22 protein-coding genes and 1 riboswitch are annotated in these 22,722 nt (G+C 40.6%); of the genes, 8 read left to right on the top strand and 14 right to left on the bottom strand.

Features of this window, described 5'->3' with window-relative positions; genetic code table 11:
* Positions 1-341 precede the first annotated feature (341 nt).
* Both queF and ACKXGF_RS13290 read left to right on the top strand, forming a co-directional pair.
* Positions 342-749, top strand: a complete 408-nt coding sequence (queF, locus tag ACKXGF_RS13295) for a preQ(1) synthase (protein ID WP_167261178.1) — start codon at positions 342-344, stop codon at positions 747-749.
* Positions 742-1,389 (top strand): queuosine precursor transporter, encoded by a 648-nt coding sequence (locus ACKXGF_RS13290; protein WP_411955597.1) that lies wholly within the window; start codon positions 742-744, stop codon positions 1,387-1,389. Before queF ends, ACKXGF_RS13290 begins: the two co-directional genes overlap by 8 nt.
* A 473-nt stretch (positions 1,390-1,862) precedes the next feature.
* On the opposite strand, the gene ACKXGF_RS13285 is transcribed toward ACKXGF_RS13290, so the two are convergent.
* The 3 genes from ACKXGF_RS13285 to ACKXGF_RS13275 form a co-directional block, all read right to left on the bottom strand.
* Positions 1,863-2,177, bottom strand: coding sequence for a DMT family transporter (locus ACKXGF_RS13285; protein ID WP_167261176.1), 315 nt, complete (start codon positions 2,175-2,177; stop codon positions 1,863-1,865).
* Positions 2,177-2,506, bottom strand: coding sequence for a DMT family transporter (locus ACKXGF_RS13280; protein WP_411954175.1), 330 nt, complete (start codon positions 2,504-2,506; stop codon positions 2,177-2,179). The genes ACKXGF_RS13285 and ACKXGF_RS13280 overlap by 1 nt, the downstream gene beginning before the upstream one ends.
* A 68-nt stretch (positions 2,507-2,574) precedes the next feature.
* Positions 2,575-2,681: riboswitch (guanidine-I (ykkC/yxkD leader) on the bottom strand.
* A gap of 106 nt (positions 2,682-2,787) precedes the next feature.
* Positions 2,788-4,115, bottom strand: a protein-coding gene (locus ACKXGF_RS13275) for an IS3 family transposase (protein ID WP_411954174.1) whose coding sequence is annotated in 2 segments (ribosomal slippage) — positions 2,788-3,737 and positions 3,737-4,115 — 1,329 coding nt in all. Because the reading frame shifts where the segments join, the coding sequence is not laid out codon by codon here.
* 252 nt (positions 4,116-4,367) lie between these two features.
* Between ACKXGF_RS13275 and ACKXGF_RS13270 the strand changes: the two genes are divergently transcribed.
* Positions 4,368-5,171, top strand: coding sequence for an ion transporter (locus ACKXGF_RS13270; protein ID WP_411954173.1), 804 nt, complete (start codon positions 4,368-4,370; stop codon positions 5,169-5,171).
* A gap of 171 nt (positions 5,172-5,342) precedes the next feature.
* Here ACKXGF_RS13270 and ACKXGF_RS13265 read toward each other — a convergent pair whose 3' ends face one another.
* The 10 genes from ACKXGF_RS13265 to ACKXGF_RS13220 all read right to left on the bottom strand — a co-directional run bounded on the left by ACKXGF_RS13265 (position 5,343) and on the right by ACKXGF_RS13220 (position 16,352).
* Positions 5,343-5,963, bottom strand: coding sequence for a spore coat protein (locus ACKXGF_RS13265; protein WP_411954172.1), 621 nt, complete (start codon positions 5,961-5,963; stop codon positions 5,343-5,345).
* A gap of 81 nt (positions 5,964-6,044) precedes the next feature.
* Positions 6,045-6,527 (bottom strand): GNAT family N-acetyltransferase, encoded by a 483-nt coding sequence (locus tag ACKXGF_RS13260; protein WP_411954171.1) that lies wholly within the window; start codon positions 6,525-6,527, stop codon positions 6,045-6,047.
* 116 nt (positions 6,528-6,643) lie between these two features.
* Complete coding sequence (locus ACKXGF_RS13255) at positions 6,644-7,105, bottom strand: S-ribosylhomocysteine lyase (protein WP_411954170.1); 462 nt, start codon at positions 7,103-7,105, stop codon at positions 6,644-6,646.
* A 120-nt stretch (positions 7,106-7,225) separates the two neighbouring features.
* Positions 7,226-8,035 (bottom strand): bifunctional hydroxymethylpyrimidine kinase/phosphomethylpyrimidine kinase, encoded by an 810-nt coding sequence (gene thiD, locus ACKXGF_RS13250; RefSeq protein ID WP_411954169.1) that lies wholly within the window; start codon positions 8,033-8,035, stop codon positions 7,226-7,228.
* 70 nt (positions 8,036-8,105) lie between these two features.
* On the bottom strand, positions 8,106-9,314 hold the full coding sequence (locus ACKXGF_RS13245) for an MFS transporter (protein ID WP_411955596.1): 1,209 nt from the start codon (positions 9,312-9,314) through the stop codon (positions 8,106-8,108).
* Between the two features lie 204 nt (positions 9,315-9,518).
* A complete protein-coding gene (locus tag ACKXGF_RS13240) occupies positions 9,519-10,256 on the bottom strand; it encodes an ABC transporter ATP-binding protein (protein ID WP_411954168.1) in 738 nt (245 codons plus the stop codon).
* A 3-nt stretch (positions 10,257-10,259) separates the two neighbouring features.
* Positions 10,260-11,897 carry an ABC transporter permease gene (locus tag ACKXGF_RS13235; protein ID WP_411954167.1) on the bottom strand — a complete coding sequence of 546 codons (1,638 nt, stop codon included), beginning with the start codon at positions 11,895-11,897 and terminating at the stop codon, positions 10,260-10,262.
* Between the two features lie 124 nt (positions 11,898-12,021).
* Positions 12,022-13,152: a Fe(3+) ABC transporter substrate-binding protein gene (locus ACKXGF_RS13230; protein WP_411954166.1), complete on the bottom strand. Its 1,131-nt coding sequence runs from the start codon at positions 13,150-13,152 to the stop codon at positions 12,022-12,024.
* A gap of 187 nt (positions 13,153-13,339) precedes the next feature.
* Positions 13,340-14,281 (bottom strand): cysteine synthase A, encoded by a 942-nt coding sequence (gene cysK, locus ACKXGF_RS13225; protein WP_411954165.1) that lies wholly within the window; start codon positions 14,279-14,281, stop codon positions 13,340-13,342.
* Positions 14,282-14,363: 82 nt separating this feature from the next.
* Entirely contained in the window at positions 14,364-16,352 is a 1,989-nt protein-coding gene (locus ACKXGF_RS13220; protein WP_411954164.1) for a PAS domain S-box protein, read from the bottom strand.
* A 137-nt stretch (positions 16,353-16,489) separates the two neighbouring features.
* Between ACKXGF_RS13220 and kynA the strand changes: the two genes are divergently transcribed.
* Entirely contained in the window at positions 16,490-17,317 is an 828-nt protein-coding gene (kynA, locus tag ACKXGF_RS13215; protein WP_411954163.1) for a tryptophan 2,3-dioxygenase, read from the top strand.
* A gap of 237 nt (positions 17,318-17,554) precedes the next feature.
* On the opposite strand, the gene ACKXGF_RS13210 is transcribed toward kynA, so the two are convergent.
* Positions 17,555-18,604 carry an NAD(P)/FAD-dependent oxidoreductase gene (locus ACKXGF_RS13210; RefSeq protein WP_411954162.1) on the bottom strand — a complete coding sequence of 350 codons (1,050 nt, stop codon included), beginning with the start codon at positions 18,602-18,604 and terminating at the stop codon, positions 17,555-17,557.
* 233 nt (positions 18,605-18,837) lie between these two features.
* On the opposite strand from ACKXGF_RS13210, the gene ACKXGF_RS13205 reads away from it, so the two are divergent.
* Genes ACKXGF_RS13205 through ACKXGF_RS13190 form a run of 4 tightly spaced genes read left to right on the top strand, consistent with a single transcriptional unit; the run spans position 18,838 to position 22,674 of the window.
* Positions 18,838-19,686 (top strand): ABC transporter ATP-binding protein, encoded by an 849-nt coding sequence (locus ACKXGF_RS13205; protein WP_411954161.1) that lies wholly within the window; start codon positions 18,838-18,840, stop codon positions 19,684-19,686.
* Complete coding sequence (locus ACKXGF_RS13200) at positions 19,637-20,623, top strand: iron-hydroxamate ABC transporter substrate-binding protein (protein ID WP_411955595.1); 987 nt, start codon at positions 19,637-19,639, stop codon at positions 20,621-20,623. The genes ACKXGF_RS13205 and ACKXGF_RS13200 overlap by 50 nt, the downstream gene beginning before the upstream one ends.
* Before the next feature lie 54 nt (positions 20,624-20,677).
* The gene (locus ACKXGF_RS13195; protein WP_411954160.1) at positions 20,678-21,670 is read left to right on the top strand and encodes a FecCD family ABC transporter permease; all 993 of its coding nucleotides are present in this window, start codon (positions 20,678-20,680) and stop codon (positions 21,668-21,670) included.
* A complete protein-coding gene (locus ACKXGF_RS13190; protein WP_411954159.1) occupies positions 21,667-22,674 on the top strand; it encodes a FecCD family ABC transporter permease in 1,008 nt (335 codons plus the stop codon). The genes ACKXGF_RS13195 and ACKXGF_RS13190 overlap by 4 nt, the downstream gene beginning before the upstream one ends.
* The last annotated feature ends 48 nt before the right edge of the window (positions 22,675-22,722 follow it).

Here is a 22,722-nt window from a genome sequence, read left to right as displayed (position 1 = left end):
ATAAATAATCAATGACAAGAGTTGAATTTCATTGCCATGTATTTTACACATAATTATGGACTTGACTGAGTTAGGTGGGGTTACCATCGACTGAGATAGATTTATCATCGAGTCGTTCTGCTTTACCAGCGACCTGTTGGTATTTACCATCGAGTAAGTCTAAATATCATCGTGAGATAGCAATTTACCATCGAGTTAACTAGATATATCAGCGCGATCATTTTTCCTTTTGAACTTAATAGATTGTTGTCGTTTTAAAACTCTGGTACAATATTAATTTGTGCAAACGTTTAGAGCAGTTCGCGAAATCCTGCTTAATCAAAACTAAGGAGATGAAAAACATGTCAGAGAACTATTATTTACCTCGGTCTGGGCCGATGCCAAGGCCTGAGAGTGTGGAGCATGGACGTGAGATTTTAAAAGAAGAAGCGTTCCCGGCTCCGAATGTTCAGACGGTTTCATTTAATGCATTAGAATTTACGGCAGTTTGTCCAAAAACGGGTCAACCGGATTTTGGGCGTGTAGAAATTTCGTATACGCCGAACGAAAAGTGCATTGAATCGAAGTCGTTTAAGTTTTATTTATGGTCTTTCCGTGATCAAGGGGCATTTTGCGAGTCATTAGCCGCGCAAATTGCGGATGATTTCGTTTACGCGATTGATCCGTTGCACGTTGAAGTGACGGTGCATCAATCAGCACGCGGTGGTATTGAACTGTCAACTAAGGCGGTGCGCGACCGTGATGAGTAGAGACCAGAAATTAATTTTATTAAATATTATTTTTGCGACATCCCTCGTGATTGCGAATGTATTAGCGGGGAAATTGGTCGCATTTAGTGAGACCTTCGTTGTTCCAGCGGCAGTCGTCGTTTACGCGGTGTCGTTTTTAATTACCGATGTGATTCACGAAGAGTACGGCAAGCAACAAGCAAAACAAACAATTATATTCGGCTTTGTGGCACAAATTTTCGCAAGTATCATGATTTACTTCGGGCAACTATTACCCGTTGCGCCGTTTGCACAAGAGTCACAAGCCGCTTATGAAACATTGCTTGGCCAAAACGCTCGCTTCGTCTTAGCATCAGGTGCGGCCTACTTAACATCACAATTCGTTGATGTGTATATTTTCTCGGCAGTAAAGAAGATGACATCAAACCGATTTAAATGGATGCGTAATAATTTAAGTACAGCATCGTCTCAATTTATAGACACCACGATTTTTATTACGATTGCTTTTGCTGGAAGCGTTCCGAATTTGTGGATGATGATCTTGAGTCAATATGTGATTAAGCTATTGATTGCTGCAATCGATACGCCAATCTTTTATTGGCTTACACGTCAAAATAAACATGAACAATCGACTAAAGTTGAAGCGAAACAACCTGCCTGAGCGGTAGGTTGTTTTTAATTTATTAGATAAATAGGTGGATTAATTAGATAAGTGGATTCAGTTTTGAAATAAATGAGGTGATTTACTTCAAAACTGAGCAAGATCCCCTTCAAAACACAAAAACCACCTAGCTAAGGGGGAAGCTAGGTGGTTAACTTATTTTTAAAATCTATTAAAGGGGAAGGTTCACACAAGCAATTTGGCTTATAACTATATACTACAAGTTGATGATTCATTTGTCTGTGAAAGAGAAGTGACGTTTTGTTTACGACTATGTTACTAATATTACAACTTGTAATATCACCTAATTTTATACAATCGGTACCAAATGAGAGCCCCCTTATGAACTATTTAACCACTCAAATGGTGACCGTCATTGTAATAGGTCTAGTTCAAGTTTAGCTCATGAAGGGCCGAATGTCTGTTAAGCCCAAGTAAAGGTTATGTGAAGTTTTTGTAAAGCTTCACGTGAATCATGTCACCAGTTTTAAACCGACCGTTGCGGCGATGATACAAAAAATAAAGAATAAGCGCAGACGGTTGGCTGGTTCGTCAAATAATAAAATCCCCATAATCGCACTGCCAGCAGCACCAATCCCTGTCCATATTGCATAGGCAACACTCATGGTAATGGCGTTCATGGCGACTGACAATAATGCAAAACTAATTGAAAAAGCTACGATCATAAACAAGACGGATTGCCAATTACGATAGCGATTAATCAAGTTAATTCCTAATACGCCTGTCATCTCAAATAAGCCTGCAAAAATTAACGCTGTCCAATACATTATGCTTCACCCTGTTCTTCCGTTACAAATTTTAATCCTACAATACCGACGACTAGGATGCCGATAAACAAAATTTTAAGAAGTTGAAAAGGCTCGCCAAAAAAGACCATATCGACAATGACGGTTCCAGCTGTGCCGAGACCAGCAAATACGGCATATACAGTCCCAACAGGAAGGTGTTTAGCTGCTAATATTAAGAAGAAAAAGCTAAAGAAAATCGCAATGACAGTGCCTGACCAAGTGATTAAACTGTTCGCATGACTCAATCCAATCACCCAAAATATTTCAAAAAAGGCACCAGCGACAACTTTTAACCAATGGATCGCCATGTGTATAACCTCCTAAAAATTTCAACAATCAGAGAAAAAGCAAAAGCCCGAGAGATGTCGGATTCAACATCTCCCGGGCTTTTGTCCCTCCGTGTCACAGCGGAGTGCTGTGTGTTTTCTCTTGGACCAGGCCGACACAACTAAATTGTCTCGCGGAACCCTAGAAAACAAGTGTGTGGTTTTAATTAATTATTGTTCAATTGGCATTTTAACACGCACAAGTAAAAAAAGCTATGTATAGATTGAACTGTACCCTTAAAAGTGGACAATTTAATAAAAAACTAGGCGGCTAAAAGGTGACCTCGATATTGATTCGGGGTCATCTTTTTTAGTGTCCATTGGTATCTTGATGAATTGTAATAGGCTATATAGTCATGAATCATTATTTTAACCTCCTCCATCGTGTGACAAGCTTTGACGTCTATGTCATCTTTCAAATGACCGAAGAAAGATTCCATTGGGGCGTTATCCCAACAGTTGCCTTTGCGTGACATCGATTGGGTGAATCCCATGTCTTTAAGCTGTTGTTGAAAAATGGGATGCGTATAGTGAAAGCCTTGGTCAGAGTGAAAGAAGCTCTCAGGTGGCATTTCAAAACCATTCTCAACTAAATGCGTTAACGTTTGATAAACGATGTCCATTCTTAAAGACGAGGACACGTGGTGTGCTAGAATTTCATGTGTCGCCGCATCTTTAATAGCTGAAAGGTAAGATACGTTTCCATGACCATCATATAAATACGTGATGTCTGTTAATAATACCTTGCCAGGTTCATCTTGATCAAACGCCCGATTCACGAGATTATCACATGTTTTATGTTCTTGTGTTGCCTGAGCCATTTTCTTATAGGGATTAGCTTGTCTCATTTTCGTGATTAAGCCATATTTCTTCATGATCCGCCGAATTTTCTTGAGATTCATGACTATACCTTCATCATTCTCCAGAATCATTTGAATGGTTTGCGCCCCTGCCTTGCCATTGAGTGATAAGAATATATCTTCAATCAATTGAAACGCCTGTTCATCTTGTCGTTCAGCTTCTTGCCTAGCTGGCTCGTTTTTGAGCCATTTATAATAGCCGCTTTGACTAACCCCTGCTAATTGACATAAATGCGTCGTTACTCCATTTAATTGGTACATTCTTATGGTTCGTTCAATGATTTCATATGTCTCACATGGCTTTAACGGTGCTTCTTCATCGCCTGCCTTTCGCGTTCGTCGAGCTTTTTTAGAAAATCATTTTCAGCTTCCAAATATTTGATGCGAGCTTCAGCTTGCTTAAGTTCTTCTTCAGGTGTTAGATCTTGTTTAGACGGTCGACCTGTTGCACCTTTGCCTCGTCGTTCTGTTCGAAACCCTTCTTTGCCATAAGTATCGTACGTTTTGCGCCAACGTTTTAGACACTGTTGGGGCTTGGCATATCCAATGATGTCGAGGTCAAAACCATGTTCAACAAATATCTGTTGAGGCCCTTTGCCATTCAAATTTTCCTCAACAGCTTGGACCTTAAATTCTGAGTTGTAGGAGATCGAGCGATCTGAGACTTTATCGACGTATGGGTTTTGTTCAAGCCGTTCCATTTGTTTAGCTGTGAATATCGTTTTACTCATGTTCAATACCCCTTTCATTGACATCCGTTACAGACATAGAGGCTCCTGTAAAAAGTATCGTGTCTGGTTCCTGTGGTCTACTATTAATCTGATTCATTCCATTATAACAGGGGGTATGTCCATAACATAACAAACCCCAGCTAGGGACTTTTTTTAATAAGTCCACTAACTGGGGTATAGTTCAGATTTTTTCTCAACAATTTATTTTGTGATAGAATTTAAAAGAATGAAAGCAATAATGGGGGAGCGAACATGAATCAGTTGCAGCAAAAAAGTGCACAGATCGTGAATCATAAGGCGTTTCAACCGACAATCATCACTCTGATTCTGATTAATGCCGTGATTGTTGGTTTAGAAAGTTATCGGGGATTATATGAATCATACGGTGAATGGTTCGTTCGAATCGATACGTTTGTGTTAATCATTTTTACAGTGGAAATCATCTTGAAATTGATCGCAGCCAAACCAACGGGGAATTTCTTCAAAGATGGATGGAATGTGTTTGACTTTGTGATTGTGTCATCAAGCTTTATTTTTATGGGATCACCATTTGTGACCGTCTTACGTATTTTGCGTGTGTTACGTGTTTTCCGGACAATTTCTGTTATACCATCGCTAAGGAAAATTGTAAATGCTTTAATTATGACATTACCATCGCTTGGAACGATCATGCTTTTACTAGGAATCATGTTTTATGTTTTTAGTGTCATGGGAACGTTCTTATTTCGTGATGTAGCGCCTGAATATTTCGGAACGATTGAAGACACATTATTGACCCTGTTCCAGATTATTACGCTCGAGTCATGGGCTAGTGCGATTATGCGCCCGATTATGGATGAAGTGTGGTGGGCATGGACATACTTTGTCGCCTTTATTCTGTCGGGAACATTTATTGTCTTGAACTTATTCGTTGGTGTGATTGTAAATAACTTTGAGAAAGTCGAGCAACTCGAGAATGGTGAGACACCTGAAGATGAGCAATTAAAGGAAGAAGTCACCCAAATGCGCCAAGAAATCCGTGAACTTAAGCAAATCATCCGCGATGAACGCGAATAATTTTGAGATTGTTTGATAATGAAGCGAGATTGTTAAACAATCTCACCCCTTTGTCTAATAATTGAACTGTATTGTTAAACATTGTCTAGACAATGTTTAACAATCAGGGGGCTTTGTTAAATAATAAAAGCCGCTCTGGCCATACGTGCCAGGGCGGCTTCATTTTAAATATTAGTGGGTTTGCCCTGTGTTAGTCATGGGCGCGTAACTGTTCAACAGCTGATTTGTTGTGTCTTGGTCGAATTGGGCAACTTGATAATAGCCTTTGTCATTCTGATACAAGAACATTTCGTAAGCCATTTCGGAAAAATTCGGTACACTATCTTGTAACACACGACGCATAACAGGGTTCGTCGCCTCTAGCGCTGCATTATTAGCTGCTGTTGCGCAAGCTTTTAATTGGCCGAGCATAAATCCTGAATAACACTCATCATTCAATTGTTGCGGGTTTTGTTCAGGCTGTTTCGGCTGACTCGGTTGCAAGCCGTATGTGACATCATTCGAAATTTCCATGTTATAAACAGCAGTTGGTTGAGCTGGTTTCTGACCAGATGAATACGCATCAACCATCGTATTATACGTTTGCGTTAAGTAGTCGTACTGATTCGATAAAATGCCTTGTAATTGCTGGCATTGAATGTTGGGTTCATACATTTTATAATGCTCCATCGCACCAATGACGGTCGAGATCGCTTCATGAGCATCGTAAATCGCGTGCCCACCTTGACTCATGTGAGTCGGTAATGTTTCTGATTCTTTCATTTGCATGTTCGGGTTTTGTTGTTGATCCATGTAAAATCCTCCTTATAAACTGATTGACAGTTTTAGGGTCAGCCAAATAGCAAGAATTATACATGTTTTTACCTGAGGAACTTAAGATGAAAAACGTTTTAAATACCATGCATCCATAGCATTATGATCGGATCCTTCGATTGGCTTGTCTAATCGGTCAAAGCCAAGTTTTTCATATAATCGATTAGCAACATCGAGTTTGGTTGAGGTTTCGAGGTAGCAAGCGTCATAATGTTCACTTGCAAACGTCAATGCAACATTCATTAAGTCATAAGCCACACCTCGTCCTTGAGCTTTTGGAGCGACGTAAAGCTTTTGTAACTCACAAATATTTTCCCCTTTATGAAAGGGTCCAATGCCAACGCCACCAACAATTTCACTGTCATCATTCTCAGCGACCCAATACTTGGCATAAGGTTCTTTTGCATAAAAATCAGCTAAATTATGTAAATGCGGATCAACATAAGCCGTACCAGGAATATCAAGTTCGAATGATTCCAATGAGCGTTTTATAATGGTTTCAATCGCTTGGTTATCTCTTGCTTCAATTTCGCGAATTTGCATCAAATCACCTCTTAACGTTTACTTAGAAAGAAGACGTACCAATAAGAAAGTCTTACTGGTACGTGGATTATGATTGATTATATTTTTCATGAAAAGTCGTTATATTTCAACCATATTTAAAACACGATATGCCATTCGTCTTTTTGACCCAGCATTTCACGGGCAAGTTCTTGAGCACCTTCTAAGCTATGATTCGCTGCCCAACCACATTGTACTTCATTGCACGCTGGGACTTCATCAGCCTCAAGCACATCTTCAAATGTTTTCTCTAAAGCGGCCATGATCGCTTTTTCGTCCTCATTATTTAAAACAGATAAATAAAATCCTGTTTGGCAGCCCATTGGCCCAATGTCGATTACATTGTCGAGGTGATTGCGAATGTTTTCAGCCATGAGATGTTCGATTGAATGCAGCGCGTCCATTGCCATATGGTCTTGGTTAGGTTGTTTAAATCGAATATCGTATTTGCGGATAGTATCACCGTTTCCGCCTTCTGTCACACTCACAAGACGGACATAAGGTGCTTTCACTTTGGTATGGTCTAAGTTAAAGCTTTCGACGTTCATTTGTTCAGCCATGTTTTAGTCTCCTTTCAGTCATCACTATTTATTCTATGATCACGTAAACTCAATAAGTCTTCATTTTATGAGCTTAAAAAATAACACCGCTCTAAATTAGAACGGCGTCATCAATGAATCTTAAAGATCAATATGCGCATTGCGGTTAGCGTATTGATTAACTGGACCAACGTATTGGTTTAATTTCCATGAAGCTTCGATCGCATTGGTAATAAATTGTTTAGCGAAATAAACTGCCTGCTCTGGCGTGTGTCCGTTGACAACAGCAGACGTAATCGCTGAGGCAAATGTGCAGCCAGCTCCGTGATTATAAGGTGTGTCGATGGCATCATGTTCAAGTAATGTAAATTCGTCACCTGCATAATAAACATCAACCGCACGATCTCCTTCGACTTCGGAACCGCCTTTCACGACAACATGTTTAGCCCCTAGTTCATAAATGCGTTCAGCAGCTTCTTTCATTTCATCAATCGTTGTAATATTGTTCATATCTGCGAGTTGACCTGCTTCAAACAAGTTCGGTGTCGTAATTAACGCTTTTGGCACTAAAATGTCCCGTAGTGCTTTAGCATTTTCCGGATAAACTGGTTCATCTTGTCCTTTACATGCTAAGACTGGATCAATCACGGCATCAAGATTGTATCGATCTATCGTATCTGCAGCAAACTGAATAATATCGGTGGATGGGAGCATGCCTGTTTTCATAATGTCGACACCAACCCCATCTAATATAGTCGATGTTTGAGCTTTAACGGTCTCTAAATCAATGGGATAGACGTCATGGGCCCACTCGTTTTGAGGGTTTTGAGCGACAATTGTCGTTAACGCTGTCATGCCATAAACGCCATTTTCTTGATACGTTTTCAGATCGGCTTGAATCCCAGCGCCACCGCTTGTGTCAGAGCCAGCTAAGACAAAAACTTTCTTCATTGGAGAACCTCCGTTTTTCATATTCTTTCCATTGATATTTTATCGTTATTTGTAGGCTTTGCCAACTGATTTATTGTGTTGACTTAACCGTTTGGTCGTTGATTGGATCCTTTTCTTCTAGCTCACTTTGTTTCGTTTTCGTTAGAAGTAGTGCGATACCACTGGCGACCAGTAAGGCACTGGTTACATAAAACACGCTTGCAATGCCGTAATAACCAGCGATGACACCACCCATGACTGGACCAATCACATTTCCTAAAAAGCGTAGGCTCGTATTATAACCAAGGACTTCACCTTGAATGGCGATCGGCGCTGCTTGGCGAATGTAAGCCATACGAATAGGGATAATCCCACCAAGCGTTAAGCCGAGCATGAAGCGAACAATCACGAGTTGCCAGACTTCTGTAACTAGAGCACCTGGGAAGTAAACAATTCCTGCCAGAAACACAAGTAAAATAAGGATTTTATCATAGCCGACTTTATCGGCAATAATCCCCCAACGACGTGTCATTAGCAAGTTACCGAGCCCTGTAATCGAAAAGGCGATCCCAGAGATAAACGCTAAGTTAGCAGGGCCATTCAATTCTTCTACATACAACGCTAAAATCGGTTGAATAGAGAAGTGAGCGATTTGAATGAACATCGAAATGATGAGTACTGCCAATAACATTGGGTGACGCACGATGTGCAATAACACTTCTTTTTTCGAATAGCTTTCTTTTTCTTCTGGTGATGCTTCTAGTCGTACTTCTTTTAGGGCAAAGAAGACGAGAAGAGCTGCGATTAATAAGGCGCCTGAAATAATTTGGAAAGCTTGGGCGAAACCGATCCAGTCAGCCAAAACACCACCGAGTAAAGGTCCTGTTAAAGTTCCGGTAACCGTACCTGTCTGAAGGGTTCCCATCACACGACCAGAAATATGCTTCGGTGTTTGGGTAGAAATCAGTGCTTGAGATGTTGAGATAAAGCCAGCGAAGATACCCATGACAAGACGTAGCATAAACAATTGGATAACTGAATCGACGAAGCCCATTGTAAATACTGAAGCGGTCAAACCAAATGCCATCACGACTAGGATTGGTTTACGACCAAATCGATCGCCAACACGTCCCCAAATAGGTGAGAAGATAATCGCGGTCATGAACGTTACTGCAAACGTCCACCCAGCCCAGTTTGTTACGTATTCTTCTGAAAAGTTGCCGAATGTATCTATATATAGCGATAAAAATGGCATCACCATAGTCATGCTTCCGGCAATAAAAAAGTTGGCAAACCACATGATTGCCAAGTTTCGTCTCGCTAATTGCTCTTGATCTGACGTCAAGGTACCCCTTCTTTCTAATTCTTTCGCAGACCGATTATTTCGATACACTAAATATACCAAACCTTAAGTATTCTGTCGAGATACGCGCTCAATTAAAAGTCCTTGAACCTGCAAACCTATTATTACATAAATAAAACGCCAAAACACAAGGTCTTGGCGTTAAACACGTGAAAGAACACGTGGCTTGACAGGCATACGATCTGAAAAGTTACAGTCAGTTCCGAATATATTCTCAGGCGTTCCAGTTTCTGCGATTTCACCTTCACGTAATACGACGATCCGATCCGCTAAAGCTTGCGAGTCATCTTGGTCGTGGGTAACAAAGATCGATGTAACTCCTGCTGCTTTTATGATGCGACGCAATTCTTCCCTTATTCGAATTTGCAGATCAGCATCAAGGTTACTGAATGGTTCATCGAATAAAAGCAGTTTTGGTTTTGGTGCGAGTGCACGAGCTAGAGCAACACGCTGTTGTTGACCTCCGCTTAATTCAAATGGATAACGTTTATGATAATCTTCTAAGCCAACGAGTTCTAATACTTCATGGACACGCTGTTTTTTATCCTTACGTGACCATTTTTGTAAGCCAAACTTCACATTATCTTGAACAGTCATATGCGGGAATAAGGCATAATCTTGAAACACCATGCCGATACCACGTTTTTCTGGCTGGGTGAACTGTGAATTGCTACACATGCAATGGTCACCCACCATAATATTTCCGTTCGTTGGCATTTCTAAGCCGGCAATTAAGCGTAAAATTGTACTTTTGCCACTACCTGATTCACCTAAAATCGAAATGATTTCACCTTGATCAATCGTTAGGTTAAAATCGTTAATCGTTTGTTCAGTAGTTTGACGATATTTAAAAGATAAATTCCGAATGTGGACAAACATTGCTCAGGACTCCTTTTCTAAAACATGATGAAACACATAAATCGCAATACCACTAACAAGAATGATGAGTAACGACGGCATCGCAGCACGTTGAATCATTTCATCCGTAGCGTACTGAAATGCTTTGGTTGCTAATGTATCAAAATTAAATGGCCGTAAAATTAATGTTAACGGTAATTCTTTCATGATATCGATGAAGGCGAGGATAAAGCCACCGAAGATTGCCCCGCGAATTAACTTCATATCTACCTTAAAAAAGGATTTCGTCACGTTCATTCCGAGCATACGTGATGCTTCTGTAAAGTTTGTACCTATTCGTTCAAAGCCAGAGTCAATTGAATTGTACCCGACAGCTAAGTAACGTATGACATAGGCAAAAATAAGCATCAGTAAGCTCGTACTTAAAACAAGTGTTGGTTCAAACCCGAGCCATTCGTAAAATCCGAACAACTGTCGGTCAATGGCTGTAAAGAGTGTGACGACACCAACAGCAATAACAGCTCCAGGTATAGAATAACCTAAAATCGTTACTTTAGGAAAGATTTTTGCAAGTAAGCCGCGATTAAGTCGCGAGAAGTTACTAATCACAACTGCCATGACAACAATTAAAATCGATGCAACAAACGCAACGAAAACAGAATTTCCGATTAAAGACCAAAAGTTTTGTTCAAAAAATTGCTCGTACGCCATGGTCGCCCAGTAAATAAGCTGAATGATTGGGATAATAAAACCGAGTGCGAAGATCGTCATACAATAGAAGAAGGCAAGCCATTTTGTTTTACCTTCTAAGCGGATGGGTTGTAACAATTTGACTTTCGTTGTCGTGAAACTGTAACGACGACGTCCGCGCATGATCCGTTCGATGACTAAAATCGCTAAGACGATTAACATTAACGTACCAGCTAATTTGATCGCCGAATTTAAATCGCCCATACCAAACCACGTTTGAAAGATCGCCGTTGTAAACGTTTGAATCCCGTAATATTTTACAACCCCGTAATCGTTTAACACCTCTAAAATCACTAAACTCACACCTGCAACCATGGCGGTGCGTGAGATAGGGAGGACGACGCGGAAAAACGTTCGCCATGCATTGCTACCAAGAAGTCTCGCATTTTCAACAAGAGCCGTTGATTGCCTTGCTAAAAACGCTTTTGTAATGGTGTAAACGTATGGGAACAAGAAGATCGTTAAAATGAAAATCGCGCCAGGCATATTCATAATATTAAAGTAATCTTGGTTCACCGTTACGTCTAATTGATCACGTAGAGTCGTTTGAATGACCCCTGTGTAGTTTAAAATGCCATGATACGTATATGCACCAATATAAGGAGGTATAGCTAGTGGAAGAATCATTCCCCATTGGAAAAACCGGCGCATCGGAAAGTCATAGGCTGAAATTAACCACGCTAAACTAGTACCGATTATCAAGGTGAAGCCGCCGACAAATACAACTAATAATAAGGTATTTTGGATATAACTTTGCAACATATACTCTTGAATATGTTCCCAGTTATCGTTAGGCTCGCTAAACAATTGTACGATAATAGATATATTAGGCAAAATGACAAATAAAGCAAAGACGATGCTTAAAATAGTCCATATATTGGTTGAAGTTTTAAGGGTGCGAAGCCATTTCAAAAAGACACGTCCTTTTATAATCTAACTACCAAATTCTATCGTACATGATCATGGTTATAAAACAAAAGCGAGAAAACCGCCTCAAATGATGAGACGGTTCAAACGTTTGTTAAGTTGTCACAATTTACTTCCAGCCTACTTCGTTAAAAATGCGTACGGCTTCGGCATTGTTTTCACCTAAAGTAGATAGGTTAATATCCTGCGTTTCAAAGTCTCCCCATTGCTGTAATGTTTCAGCCGGTTCGACGTTTGGGTTAACCGGGTATTCATAGTTTGCGCTCGCAAATTGTCCTTGAACATCTTCACTTGATAAATGCTCAATTAGAGCAATCGCGTTTTCTTCGTTAGGTGCATTGGCAGCTAAACCTGCACCACTAACGTTAACATGTGCGCCAGTTGAATCTTGGTTAGGGAAGAAAACGCCTAATTGTTCAGCAACTTCGACTTCTTCTTCGTCATCTGAATTTAACATACCACCAAGATAGTATGTATTCATAATCGCAACGTCACCTTCACCAGCGACAACGGCACGAGCTTGGTCACGGTCACCGCCTTGTGGTGAACGAGCTAGATTATTAACGATTCCTTCGGCCCAAGCTTTCGCATCTTCACGACCATTTAATTCGATAAATGACGCTAATAGAGATTGGTTGTAAATATTTTCAGAAGAACGGATCAATACACGATCTTCCCATTCTGGCTCGGCTAAAGCCTGGTATGTGGATAAGTCACTCTCATCGACGCGTTCTTTGTGATAAGCGATAATTCTTGCACGTTGGGTAAGTCCAACCCATTCATTGTCGCGGTCACGTAAATTTTCTGGCACGTTCTCATTGATTGTGTTGCTTTCAATTGGTTGAAGTAACCCTTGATCTTTAGCACGGTGGAGGCGACCTGCGTCTGCTGTGAAGAAGATGTCAGCTTCTGACGCTTCACCTTCACGGTTCATACGCTCAATTAATTCGTCAGCACTGCCGTTAATCACGTTGACTTCAATGCCTGTGTCTTCCGTGAAGGCACTGTAAATCTCATCGTCAACATCGTAATGACGACTTGTATAAATATTAACTACACCTGCATCTTTTGATTCACTTGTTTCTTCGTTGTTAGATTCTCCGTTAGAGGACTCCTCATTTGACGTTTCTCCTGATGAATCGTCGTTTTGACTCTCATCATTATCTCCGCCGCCACAAGCAACTAATAATGTTACTAAAGCGAATAATAAAGCAATAAATCCAACTTTTTTGTTGAACATGTTGTAAACACCCTTCCTTCTTTTAATTGAAAATGATTATCATTTCCGCAAACTCTATTTTACTGAAAATCATTCTCAAGTCAATAAGTATTAATAAAAAAATTATTATTTAAGATTTTTGTCGTGAAATTGATTCCATAAAAAAAGACCTATTCTTTTTTTTATAGAATAGGCCGGAAATTGGAATTTAAACCTCTTTATCATAATCGAATAAATCACCTGATAAATAACGTTCGCCTGAATCAGGGATGATTGCCACAACGACTTCGCCTGGTTGCTTGCGTTTAGCGACTTCAATGGCAGCGTAGGTTGACGCTCCGGCTGATGTGCCGACTAAAATACCTTCTTCACGTGCAAGGCCTCGCGCAACTTTATAGGCTTGATCATCTTCAATTTTGAAGATTTCATCATAGACGTCTTGGTTCAAAATGTCTGGTACGAAGCCTGGGCTTGTGCCGACAAGCTTGTGCTTACCAGGTTTTCCACCTGATAAGACAGGAGATCCTGCTGGTTCAACAACATGAACGGATAGGTCCTCGTATACTTTCTTTAATTCCTCACCTGTTCCTGTAATCGTACCGCCTGTACCAGCTGTCGCTACAAAGGCTGAAAGAGGCTTGCCGATTTGTTCCATCGCTTCAACAATTTCTTTTGCTGTTGTATGGCGGTGGGCATCGGAGTTTGCTTCATTTTCGAATTGCATCGGCATGAAGCTGTTTGGGATTTCGTCCATTAATTCTTTCGCACGGCGGATTGCACCAGGCATCTTTTCATCACCAGGTGTTAATTCAACACGTGCTCCGTAAGCTTGGAGTAAATTAATCCGTTCTTTCGTCATCGTATCAGGCATCACGAGAATGGCTTGATAACCACGCGCTGCAGCGGTCATCGCCAGGCCAATACCAGTATTACCGCTTGTCGGTTCAATAATTGTTGAACCTGCTTTAAGTTCACCAGCGTTTTCGGCTTCAATCATCATATTATAAGCAGCACGGTCTTTAACACTGCCGCTCGGGTTGAAGAATTCTAGTTTTAAATAGATATCAGCACCGTCTTCGGGACTTAATTTATTTAACTTAACGAGTGGGGTATCCCCAATTAAATCCGTTATATTATTTACAACACGCATGGTTCGTCACATCCTTTATTCGTCTTTCGTCCAATACCTAGTTTAGCAATAGGGATTACAGCCATTCAAGTTTTTTGATTGCTTAATGTAACTTTAAACAAACAGCTGTTGTATCGTCAGGCACATTTTGCTGAGCGGTTATATTGTACAGATAGGTATAGAACTGATTAAAGTCATTCGGAAGTTCATCTTTGTTAATTCGTTCGTAAATACCGTCTGTCATGAAATAGAGGGCATCGCCTTGACTCAGTGTTAACGTATGTTCAGTGAATTCCATGTCTTCTTCGATTCCAATTAGTGCGCCAGGAACAGCCCTTCCATGAGTTTCACCGTCTTTTTCATAAGCAAAGAAATTAATACCTGCAGCCACATAAGTAACATGCCCAGTGTTTAAATCGATATCAGCACAAAAGGCGGTGGCAAAATAAGCATCAGGAAAGATACGGGTACACGTGCGATTCACCCACGAGACCTTGTCTTTAACACTCATATTTTCTCTGGCAATTTGGTTAAATAAAAGATTAATTGTGCTAGTCTGTAAAGCTGTCGCAACGCCGTGCCCCATAACATCGAGCAGGTAAATGAATAAGCGGTTTTCTTTCTCATTATAATCATATCCGTAACTATCACCGCTTACATAGTTGCTAGCTTCATGTAAGAACTTGAGTGTAATCTTTTCATCCTCGATATTAGGTTGAAGTAATTCCTTCTGTAAATGCCTTGCATATTCCACGTCTTTCTGTAATTGGAGACGGTCACGAATATCTTCACCAATTGCGACAATACTTGATTGAGTGCCATCAGCACCTCGAAGCGCTAAGAAGTTCCATTGAAATGGTAAGTATTCTAATTCTTTGGTCACGAGTGCGCTTTCGAAGGATGAAGTCCCTTTTTGAAAGGTGTCATTAATGATTGTGTTCAAATCATTAGTTTGAATTAAATTTGTAATCGGCTGATTCATCAATTCTGTAATCGAATAACCTGTAAAAGGTAATAAACGACTATTTGCATTATGTACAAGACCGTTTTGATCAAGCATAATGATTAATTCTGGTAGTGCATTAAATAAGCGATCTTTTTCAAATAAATTCTTCACTAGCCCTTGTTCGATTTCTTTACGCCGGGTAATGTCTTGTTGAATACCAATGAAGTACGGCACATCACCTTGGTCATCTGTGATGGGGTTGATCATCAATTCATTCCAAAAGGTAGAACCATCTTTATGGTAGTTTAGAATTTCAGTTTGAGCTGGTTGGCGGTTTTTAATACAGGCTTTTATGTAATGAATCGTATCTTGATCCGTGTCTGGGCCTTGAAGGATGTTGCAATTATGGTCCATGACTTCATCTGATTCATACCCTGTTAATTCAGTGAAAGCTTGGTTGACATAAATGATTGGATTATTAGGTTGTTTGGCATCTGTAATCACAATGGAAGAAGAAGAGTGTTCAACGCCAGCTGTTAGATAGGCATTTCGTTCAACCAGTTCATTGATGGCTTGTTGTTGTTCCGAAAGGTCTTGAACCTTTTGTTTTATTTCAATTTCAGTAATGGCCCAATTTGCCAGTTTCTCAAGCTGATCGAACTCTGCTTCAGTTAACTTATTTGGCTTGGAGTCCAGGACGCATAATGACCCGATGATGTGGCCGTCACTTAACCTTAATGGTACACCTGCATAGAACTGAATAAGTCCATTTGTTACAAGTGGATTATTCTTGAAGCGGTCATCTAGGGTTGCATCCTCTACTTGAAAGGGTTGGTTTTCGACAAATAAATACTGGCAAAAGGACTGGTCACGTGGTGTTCCGCCGTCTTGCTCTAGTTGTTCAGGCAACCCAATACATGATTTAAACCATTGCCAGTTTGAATCAACAATAGTAATTAGAGCCATTTCGACATTGAAGATACTTTTCGCAAGTTCCGTAATATTGTCAAATGACCCTTCTTGCTGACCGAATTCGATATTAAGTTGATGGATTGAACGCAAGCGCTCGATCTCTTGGTTGATGTCTGAATAAATAATTTTTGGCGATTGTAGCTCTTGGTTCCATTTTGCGAAATGTTCACTCACACATGATTCCCCCAATAATTCTCTTACTCTATTTTATCATAAATTCATCTGTTTAAGGGTGTTTATGTTAAGATTAAAGAAACAGAAGAACGGGATGGAATGTTTGTTTTAAGTTGATTGAAAAAGGGGTTAGAATCATGACGAATAAACATGAAGAGGATATTCATACTGATTTTAAAGATCGGATGACGTATAGCGATTATTTAGATTTGGATTCGATTTTAAATAGCCAGAATCGCTTGTCAGATCATCATGATGAAATGTTATTTATTGTTATTCATCAAGTCAGCGAATTATGGATTAAATTAACGTTGCACGAGTTAGAAGCGGCGGTGAAAGCGATACAAAATGAGGAGTATCAGCCAGCCTTTAAAATGCTTGCCCGTGTTTCGAGTATTCAAACACAGATTATTAAAGCGTGGGACGTATTATCAACCATGACGCCGAGTGAGTATTTAGGCTTCCGCGATCAATTAGGGAACGCGTCAGGTTTTCAGTCTTATCAGTATCGTTTGGTCGAATTTGCTCTGGGCTATAAAACTTCCCATGCGCTTGCAATTTATAAGAATGAACCAGAAATTTATGATCGCTTAAAAGCAGCCTATGAGGCACCAGGCTTGTATGATGTAGCTATTGAGGCGTTGGCTAAAGCAGGATTCGCAATTGATCAGTCTGTGTTGGAACGAGATTTAACAGAAACCTATCAAGCGAATGCTAGTGTGGAACAAGCTTGGATCGAAGTTTATCAAGATCCAGATCGCTACTGGAATTTGTATCAACTAGCTGAGAAACTAGTCGATCTCGAAGACTGGATGCAACAATGGCGTTTCCGACATATGAAGACAGTTGAACGAATTATCGGCCATAAAACAGGCACTGGCGGTTCTTCTGGTGTCGGTTATTTAAAACAAGTGCTTGACCATTACTTCTTCCCAGAATTATGGAATGTGCGGACTGCGTTGTGAGGAAGGTTTACTATCTATAATTGTGCGGTTAGCCGTTAAAATAGGTGATTTAACTGGGAACAGAGATATTTTATCAGCGAAATTGGGCTGTGATACAGCGAAAAAGAGTGCTCATACAGCGATAAAGCGTTCTGATACGGCGAAAAATTGCTGCGATACAGCGAAATTAAGCTTCCTTACAGCGAAAACTGCTCTTAATACAGCGAAATCCCTATTGAGGTAGGGATTTCGCTATTTTTAAGTGTCTAGCATTTGTTGTTTAAGTTGTTCGTTACGCTCTTTGAATACGTCATTATGAGATGAAACCAGAGCTTGTCCGCTCGAATCGGGTGAAATAAATTGTTTCGCTTGATTGACTGCATTGGCTGCATCTTGGAAAGTTCCTGCGATTAAGTTTAATTTCCCGTCGTGTTTTAATATGTCACCCGCTGCGAATACGCCTGGGACGGAGGTCTCGCTAGTTGCGTTTCCTTCAATGAAATAATCATCCACCATATTTAAATTTAATTCGCTTTTTTGTAGGAGTTCAGCATCCATTTCATAGCCATGATTGACGATTACCTCATCGACGGCCACTTGTTCGACTTCGTTGGTTTCTTGATTCAACACTTCGACATACTCAATCATTTCTCGGTCAGGGCAAGGGACGAGGTTTGCGATACAAGAGTTAAATAAACATGTCGCATTACTATTCATCAGTTGGTCGACTTGAGCTTCATGACCTGATAAATGATCTTTTCGACAGGTGACGAAGACTTTTTTGGCGATTGGCTCGAGTTCATTCGCCCAGTCGATGGCTGAATTACCGCCGCCTGAAATAATCACGGTTTTATCTTGGAAACGTTTTAAGGATTTAACTGTATAATTTAAATTCGATACTTCAAATCGATCAGCATTATCTATTTTTAATTTTTGAGGCTTCAAAATGCCACTTCCTACTGCCACAATCACGGTCTTCGTCCAATGCTTGTTGCCAGAATCGTCCGTTAAGTAAAAGAGCTCATCCTCATCTTGTTGCATGCTAACGACTTTTTCCCCGTAAACAACGGTGGGATCAAATGTTAAGCCCTGTTCAATCAACTGGTTCATAAATCTCTCGCCTGTTACAGGGGGTTGTCCGCCCACATCCCAAATCATTTTTTCAGGATAAACGTTTACTTTCCCGCCTAAAACATTCTGGTATTCGATAATTTTTGTTTTCATGCCACGTAATCCACTATAAAAAGCCGAATACAATCCAGCTGGGCCACCACCGATAATCGTCACATCATATAGATCATGAGTCATAAGAAACTCACCTCGCTCAAAAATTGATAATCATTCTCAATAAATTCTAATTGATTTATCACTTAATTTCAACCCTTATGAATCCAGTGGTCATCGTGATGTTCAACTATTAAGCGTTAAATCATTAGAAACGTTTAATTGAGAATAGGTGTTGACTTTCATGATGTATGTGGTTTAATAGGGAATGCAATGACAGTGATAATCATTATCAATAAAGGTAGGAGGTATTTGCTGTGCGGGTCAAAGGTGAGCAATTATTAGTTGGCTATGATGAGCATACCGTGTTGGATCATTTAAACGTCGATATTCCAGAAGGGCAAATAACAGCCATTATCGGTCCAAATGGTTGTGGCAAATCAACTTTGCTTAAAGGATTAACCCGTATTCTTACGCCAGATTCAGGCCGAGTGTTGTTAGATGGTGAAGATATAGCTAAGCAGAAAACGAAAGACGTCGCTAAGAAGATGGCGATCTTACCACAGAGTAACGATTATGCTAACGGGCTTACAGTTGGTGAACTCGTTTCCTATGGACGTTTTCCGTATCAAAAAGGATTCGGTCGTTTGAGCGAGGAAGATGTGGAAGTGATTCACCAAGCGATGGAATCGACTGGGGTAGAGATATATAAACATCGTCCAGTTGATGAGTTATCGGGTGGCCAACAGCAGCGTGTGTGGATTGCGATGGCTCTAGCTCAAGATACGGAGATGATTTTCCTTGATGAACCAACAACTTATTTAGACCTTGCTCACCAGCTGGAAGTATTAGAATTGCTTCAAAATCTTAACCAATTAGAAGGCCGAACGATCGTTATGGTCTTACATGATTTAAATCATGCAGCTCGTTTTGCTGATTACATTATTTCCATGCGTGAAGGTTCAATAATAAAAGAGGGCCATTATGAAGATGTCATGCAAGCTGACGTACTTCGCAGTGTGTTTGATATTGATGCCGTCATTGGGCAAGATCCGCGGACAGGAAGACCGATTTGCCTTACTTATAATTTAATTAAAGGGGAGAATGACAATGACAATAAAGCGGTTGATTCCTTTACTACTGATCGCCATGCTTATGCTAATTAGTGCCTGTGGTAATGGTAATGAATCAGAAAGCACAAATGCCGAGGGATCCAATGATTCCAGCAGTACAGAAGAAATGAATGATGAAAGTAACAGTGAATCAGAAGAATCAGCTGATGGGGAGATGCGAACTTACGAATCGGAGAATGGGCCAGTTGAAGTTCCAGCTAATCCTGAACGAGTTGTCGTATTATCGACTTATACAGGTAATGTCCTGTCACTCGATACTAATGTCGTAGGCGCAGATTCGTATTCCATGAGCAACCCGCGCTATGAAGAGCATTTAGAAGGGGCTGAAACGGTTACGTCTGAGGATTTAGAGAAAATCATCGAATTAGATCCTGACCTTATTATTGGTTTAGACAGTGAGAAAAATCTCGATCGTCTACGTGAAATTGCCCCAACGGTTACGTATGCGTATGGCAACTTAGGCTATTTAGAACAGCACTGTGAAATTGCTAAACTATTGAACAAAGAAGAACAAGCTAATGAATGGATTGAAGATTTTAAAACACGTGCGCAAGAAGCTGGAGAAGAAATTAAGGCCGAGATTGGCGAAGATGCAACGGTGACCGTGATCGAAAACTTTGATAAACAACTTTACGTATTTGGCGACAATTGGGCGCGTGGTACGGAAATCTTGTATCAAGAAATGGGCTTGAAGATGCCCGAAAAAGTAAAAGAAATGGCGCTTGAAGATGGTTTCTATGCATTATCATTTGAAGCATTACCAGAATACGCAGGTGACTATATCGTCTATAGTAAAAACAATGATTTAGATAATTCATTTGAAGAGACAGAAACCTATCAGAACATTCCAGCAGTAGAGAATGATCGTGTTTTTGAAGCAGATGCGAAAGAATTCTATTTCAATGATCCTATTTCGCTCGATTATCAATTGCAGTTCTTTAAGGAACACTTTTTAGGAGAAGCAGAGTAATCTATTGAGGCGGGGTGCACCCGCCTTTTATTCATGAGATAAAGGTTGATCGTTATGAACACACGTTTTTCTTACATATTCATAAGCTCTATCATTCTATTAATCGTCATGCTAGGTGTGTCGATGGTCTTTGGAGCGATCGATACGACGGTCCATGATGTTTGGCTAGCTATTACTCAAGCCAATCCAACTGGTGATGTGTTAATTTTGCGTGAAATACGCTTGCCACGAGAACTTGGAGCTTTATTGGTAGGCATGGCTTTATCTGTTGCGGGTGCTATTATGCAGGGGATGACGCGAAATCCTTTAGCAGACCCAGGCCTACTTGGTTTAACAGCAGGAGCCAATGCTGCTTTAGCTGTGACGATTGCCTTTATTCCGAATATGAATTATTTCGGGATTATGATCGCTTGTTTTATCGGTGCGGCAGTAGGGGCGGCGCTCGTGTTTGGCATCAGCGCATTGAATCCGCGTGGCTTTAATACGTTTCGTATTATTTTAGCTGGTGCAGCGGTATCCGCCTTTCTCTATGCAGTAGCTGAAGGAACGGGAATTTTATTTCAAATTTCTAAAGATGTCTCGATGTGGACAGCAGGTGCTGTGATGGGAACATCCTGGAGGCAATTGGCTGTTTTAACACCGATTGTCGCTGTGGGAATTCTCATTGCACTATCATTATCAAAGCAATTAACGGTCATGAGCTTAAATGAAGAAATGTCTGTAGGCCTTGGGCAAAACGTAACGCGAACGAAAACGTTATTGTTTGTCGTCATTATTTTATTAGCGGGTGGCGCCGTATCATTAGTCGGAAACTTAGCGTTTGTTGGCTTGATGGTGCCTCATATGGTGCGTCCGATTGTTGGAACGGATTATCGCTTTATCCTCCCAATGAGTGCAACGGTTGGCGGTATTTTTATGCTAGCGGCTGACACGATTGCGCGCACGATCAATGCTCCTTACGAAACACCACTCGCTGCGATTGTGTCTGTTGTTGGATTGCCGTTCTTCCTTTATGTATTGAATAAAGGAGGGCGAGCGTTCTCATGATTCATTCAAGTGTGATACGAAAACAACGATTATTGGTTCTAGCGTTCAGTCTATTATTACTGTTAACGATGATGATTGGTTTGCAAATTGGTGATTCGACACTAGCATTTGACCGTATGATCGCGACACTTTTCGGTCAAGGAACGTTTGAAGAAGAATTTGTGCTGTGGTCCATCCGCATACCACGAATGCTTGTGACCCTTTTGGCTGGGATGGCTCTAGCGTCATCAGGTGCGATTTTACAAGCGATGACGAAGAATGATTTAGCGGACCCAGGTATTATTGGAATTAATTCTGGCGCAGGCGTCGCTGTTGCGATCTACTTCTTGTTTTTCCCCATTGCAGCTGGTTCATTTGCGTTTATGTTACCGTTTGTTGCGTTTTTAGGTGCGTTTCTGACCGCAGCGATGATTTATCTGTTTTCTTATCGAAAACAGTCTGGTATTGAACCTATCCGACTGGTACTCACGGGTGTCGGTTTTTCGATGGCCTTCTCTGGGTTGATGGTGGTATTAATTAGTTCAGCTGAGCGAGAAAAGGTCGATTTTATTGTGCAGTGGATGGCTGGTGATATTTGGGGAACAGATTGGTCATTCGTCTGGATTTTATCACCGTGGTTGTTAGTGCTTGTGCCCGTTGTGTTTGCCATGGCTAATCAGATGAATATGCTAAGTTTGCAACAACAAGCCGCCGTCGGAATTGGGTTGCGGATTGAAAAAGCCCGAGTGGTATTACTGATTATCGCTGTTGCCCTAGCTGCCTCTGCGGTATCTGTCACAGGTGGCATTTCATTTATTGGCTTACTCGCACCACATATTGCGAAACAATTGATTGGACCGCGGACACAGTTATATTTACCGATTTGTCTATTGATTGGCGGTTGGTTACTGCTTGTTGCAGACTTAATCGGTATGAATTTACTATCAGTCGGTAATCTACCAGCTGGCATTGTGGTCGCGTTAATTGGTGCTCCGTATTTTATCTATTTATTGATGAGGAAATAAACTATGATGAAGTTTTGAATGAAATTAAAGCTGAAATGTGGAGGAAAT

Origin of the sequence: Alkalibacillus sp. S2W (assembly GCF_046764385.1) — a bacterium.
In the GTDB taxonomy this organism is placed as follows: Bacteria; Bacillota; Bacilli; order Bacillales; family Alkalibacillaceae; genus Alkalibacillus; species Alkalibacillus almallahensis.
This window is presented reverse-complemented; position numbering and strand designations above follow the sequence as displayed.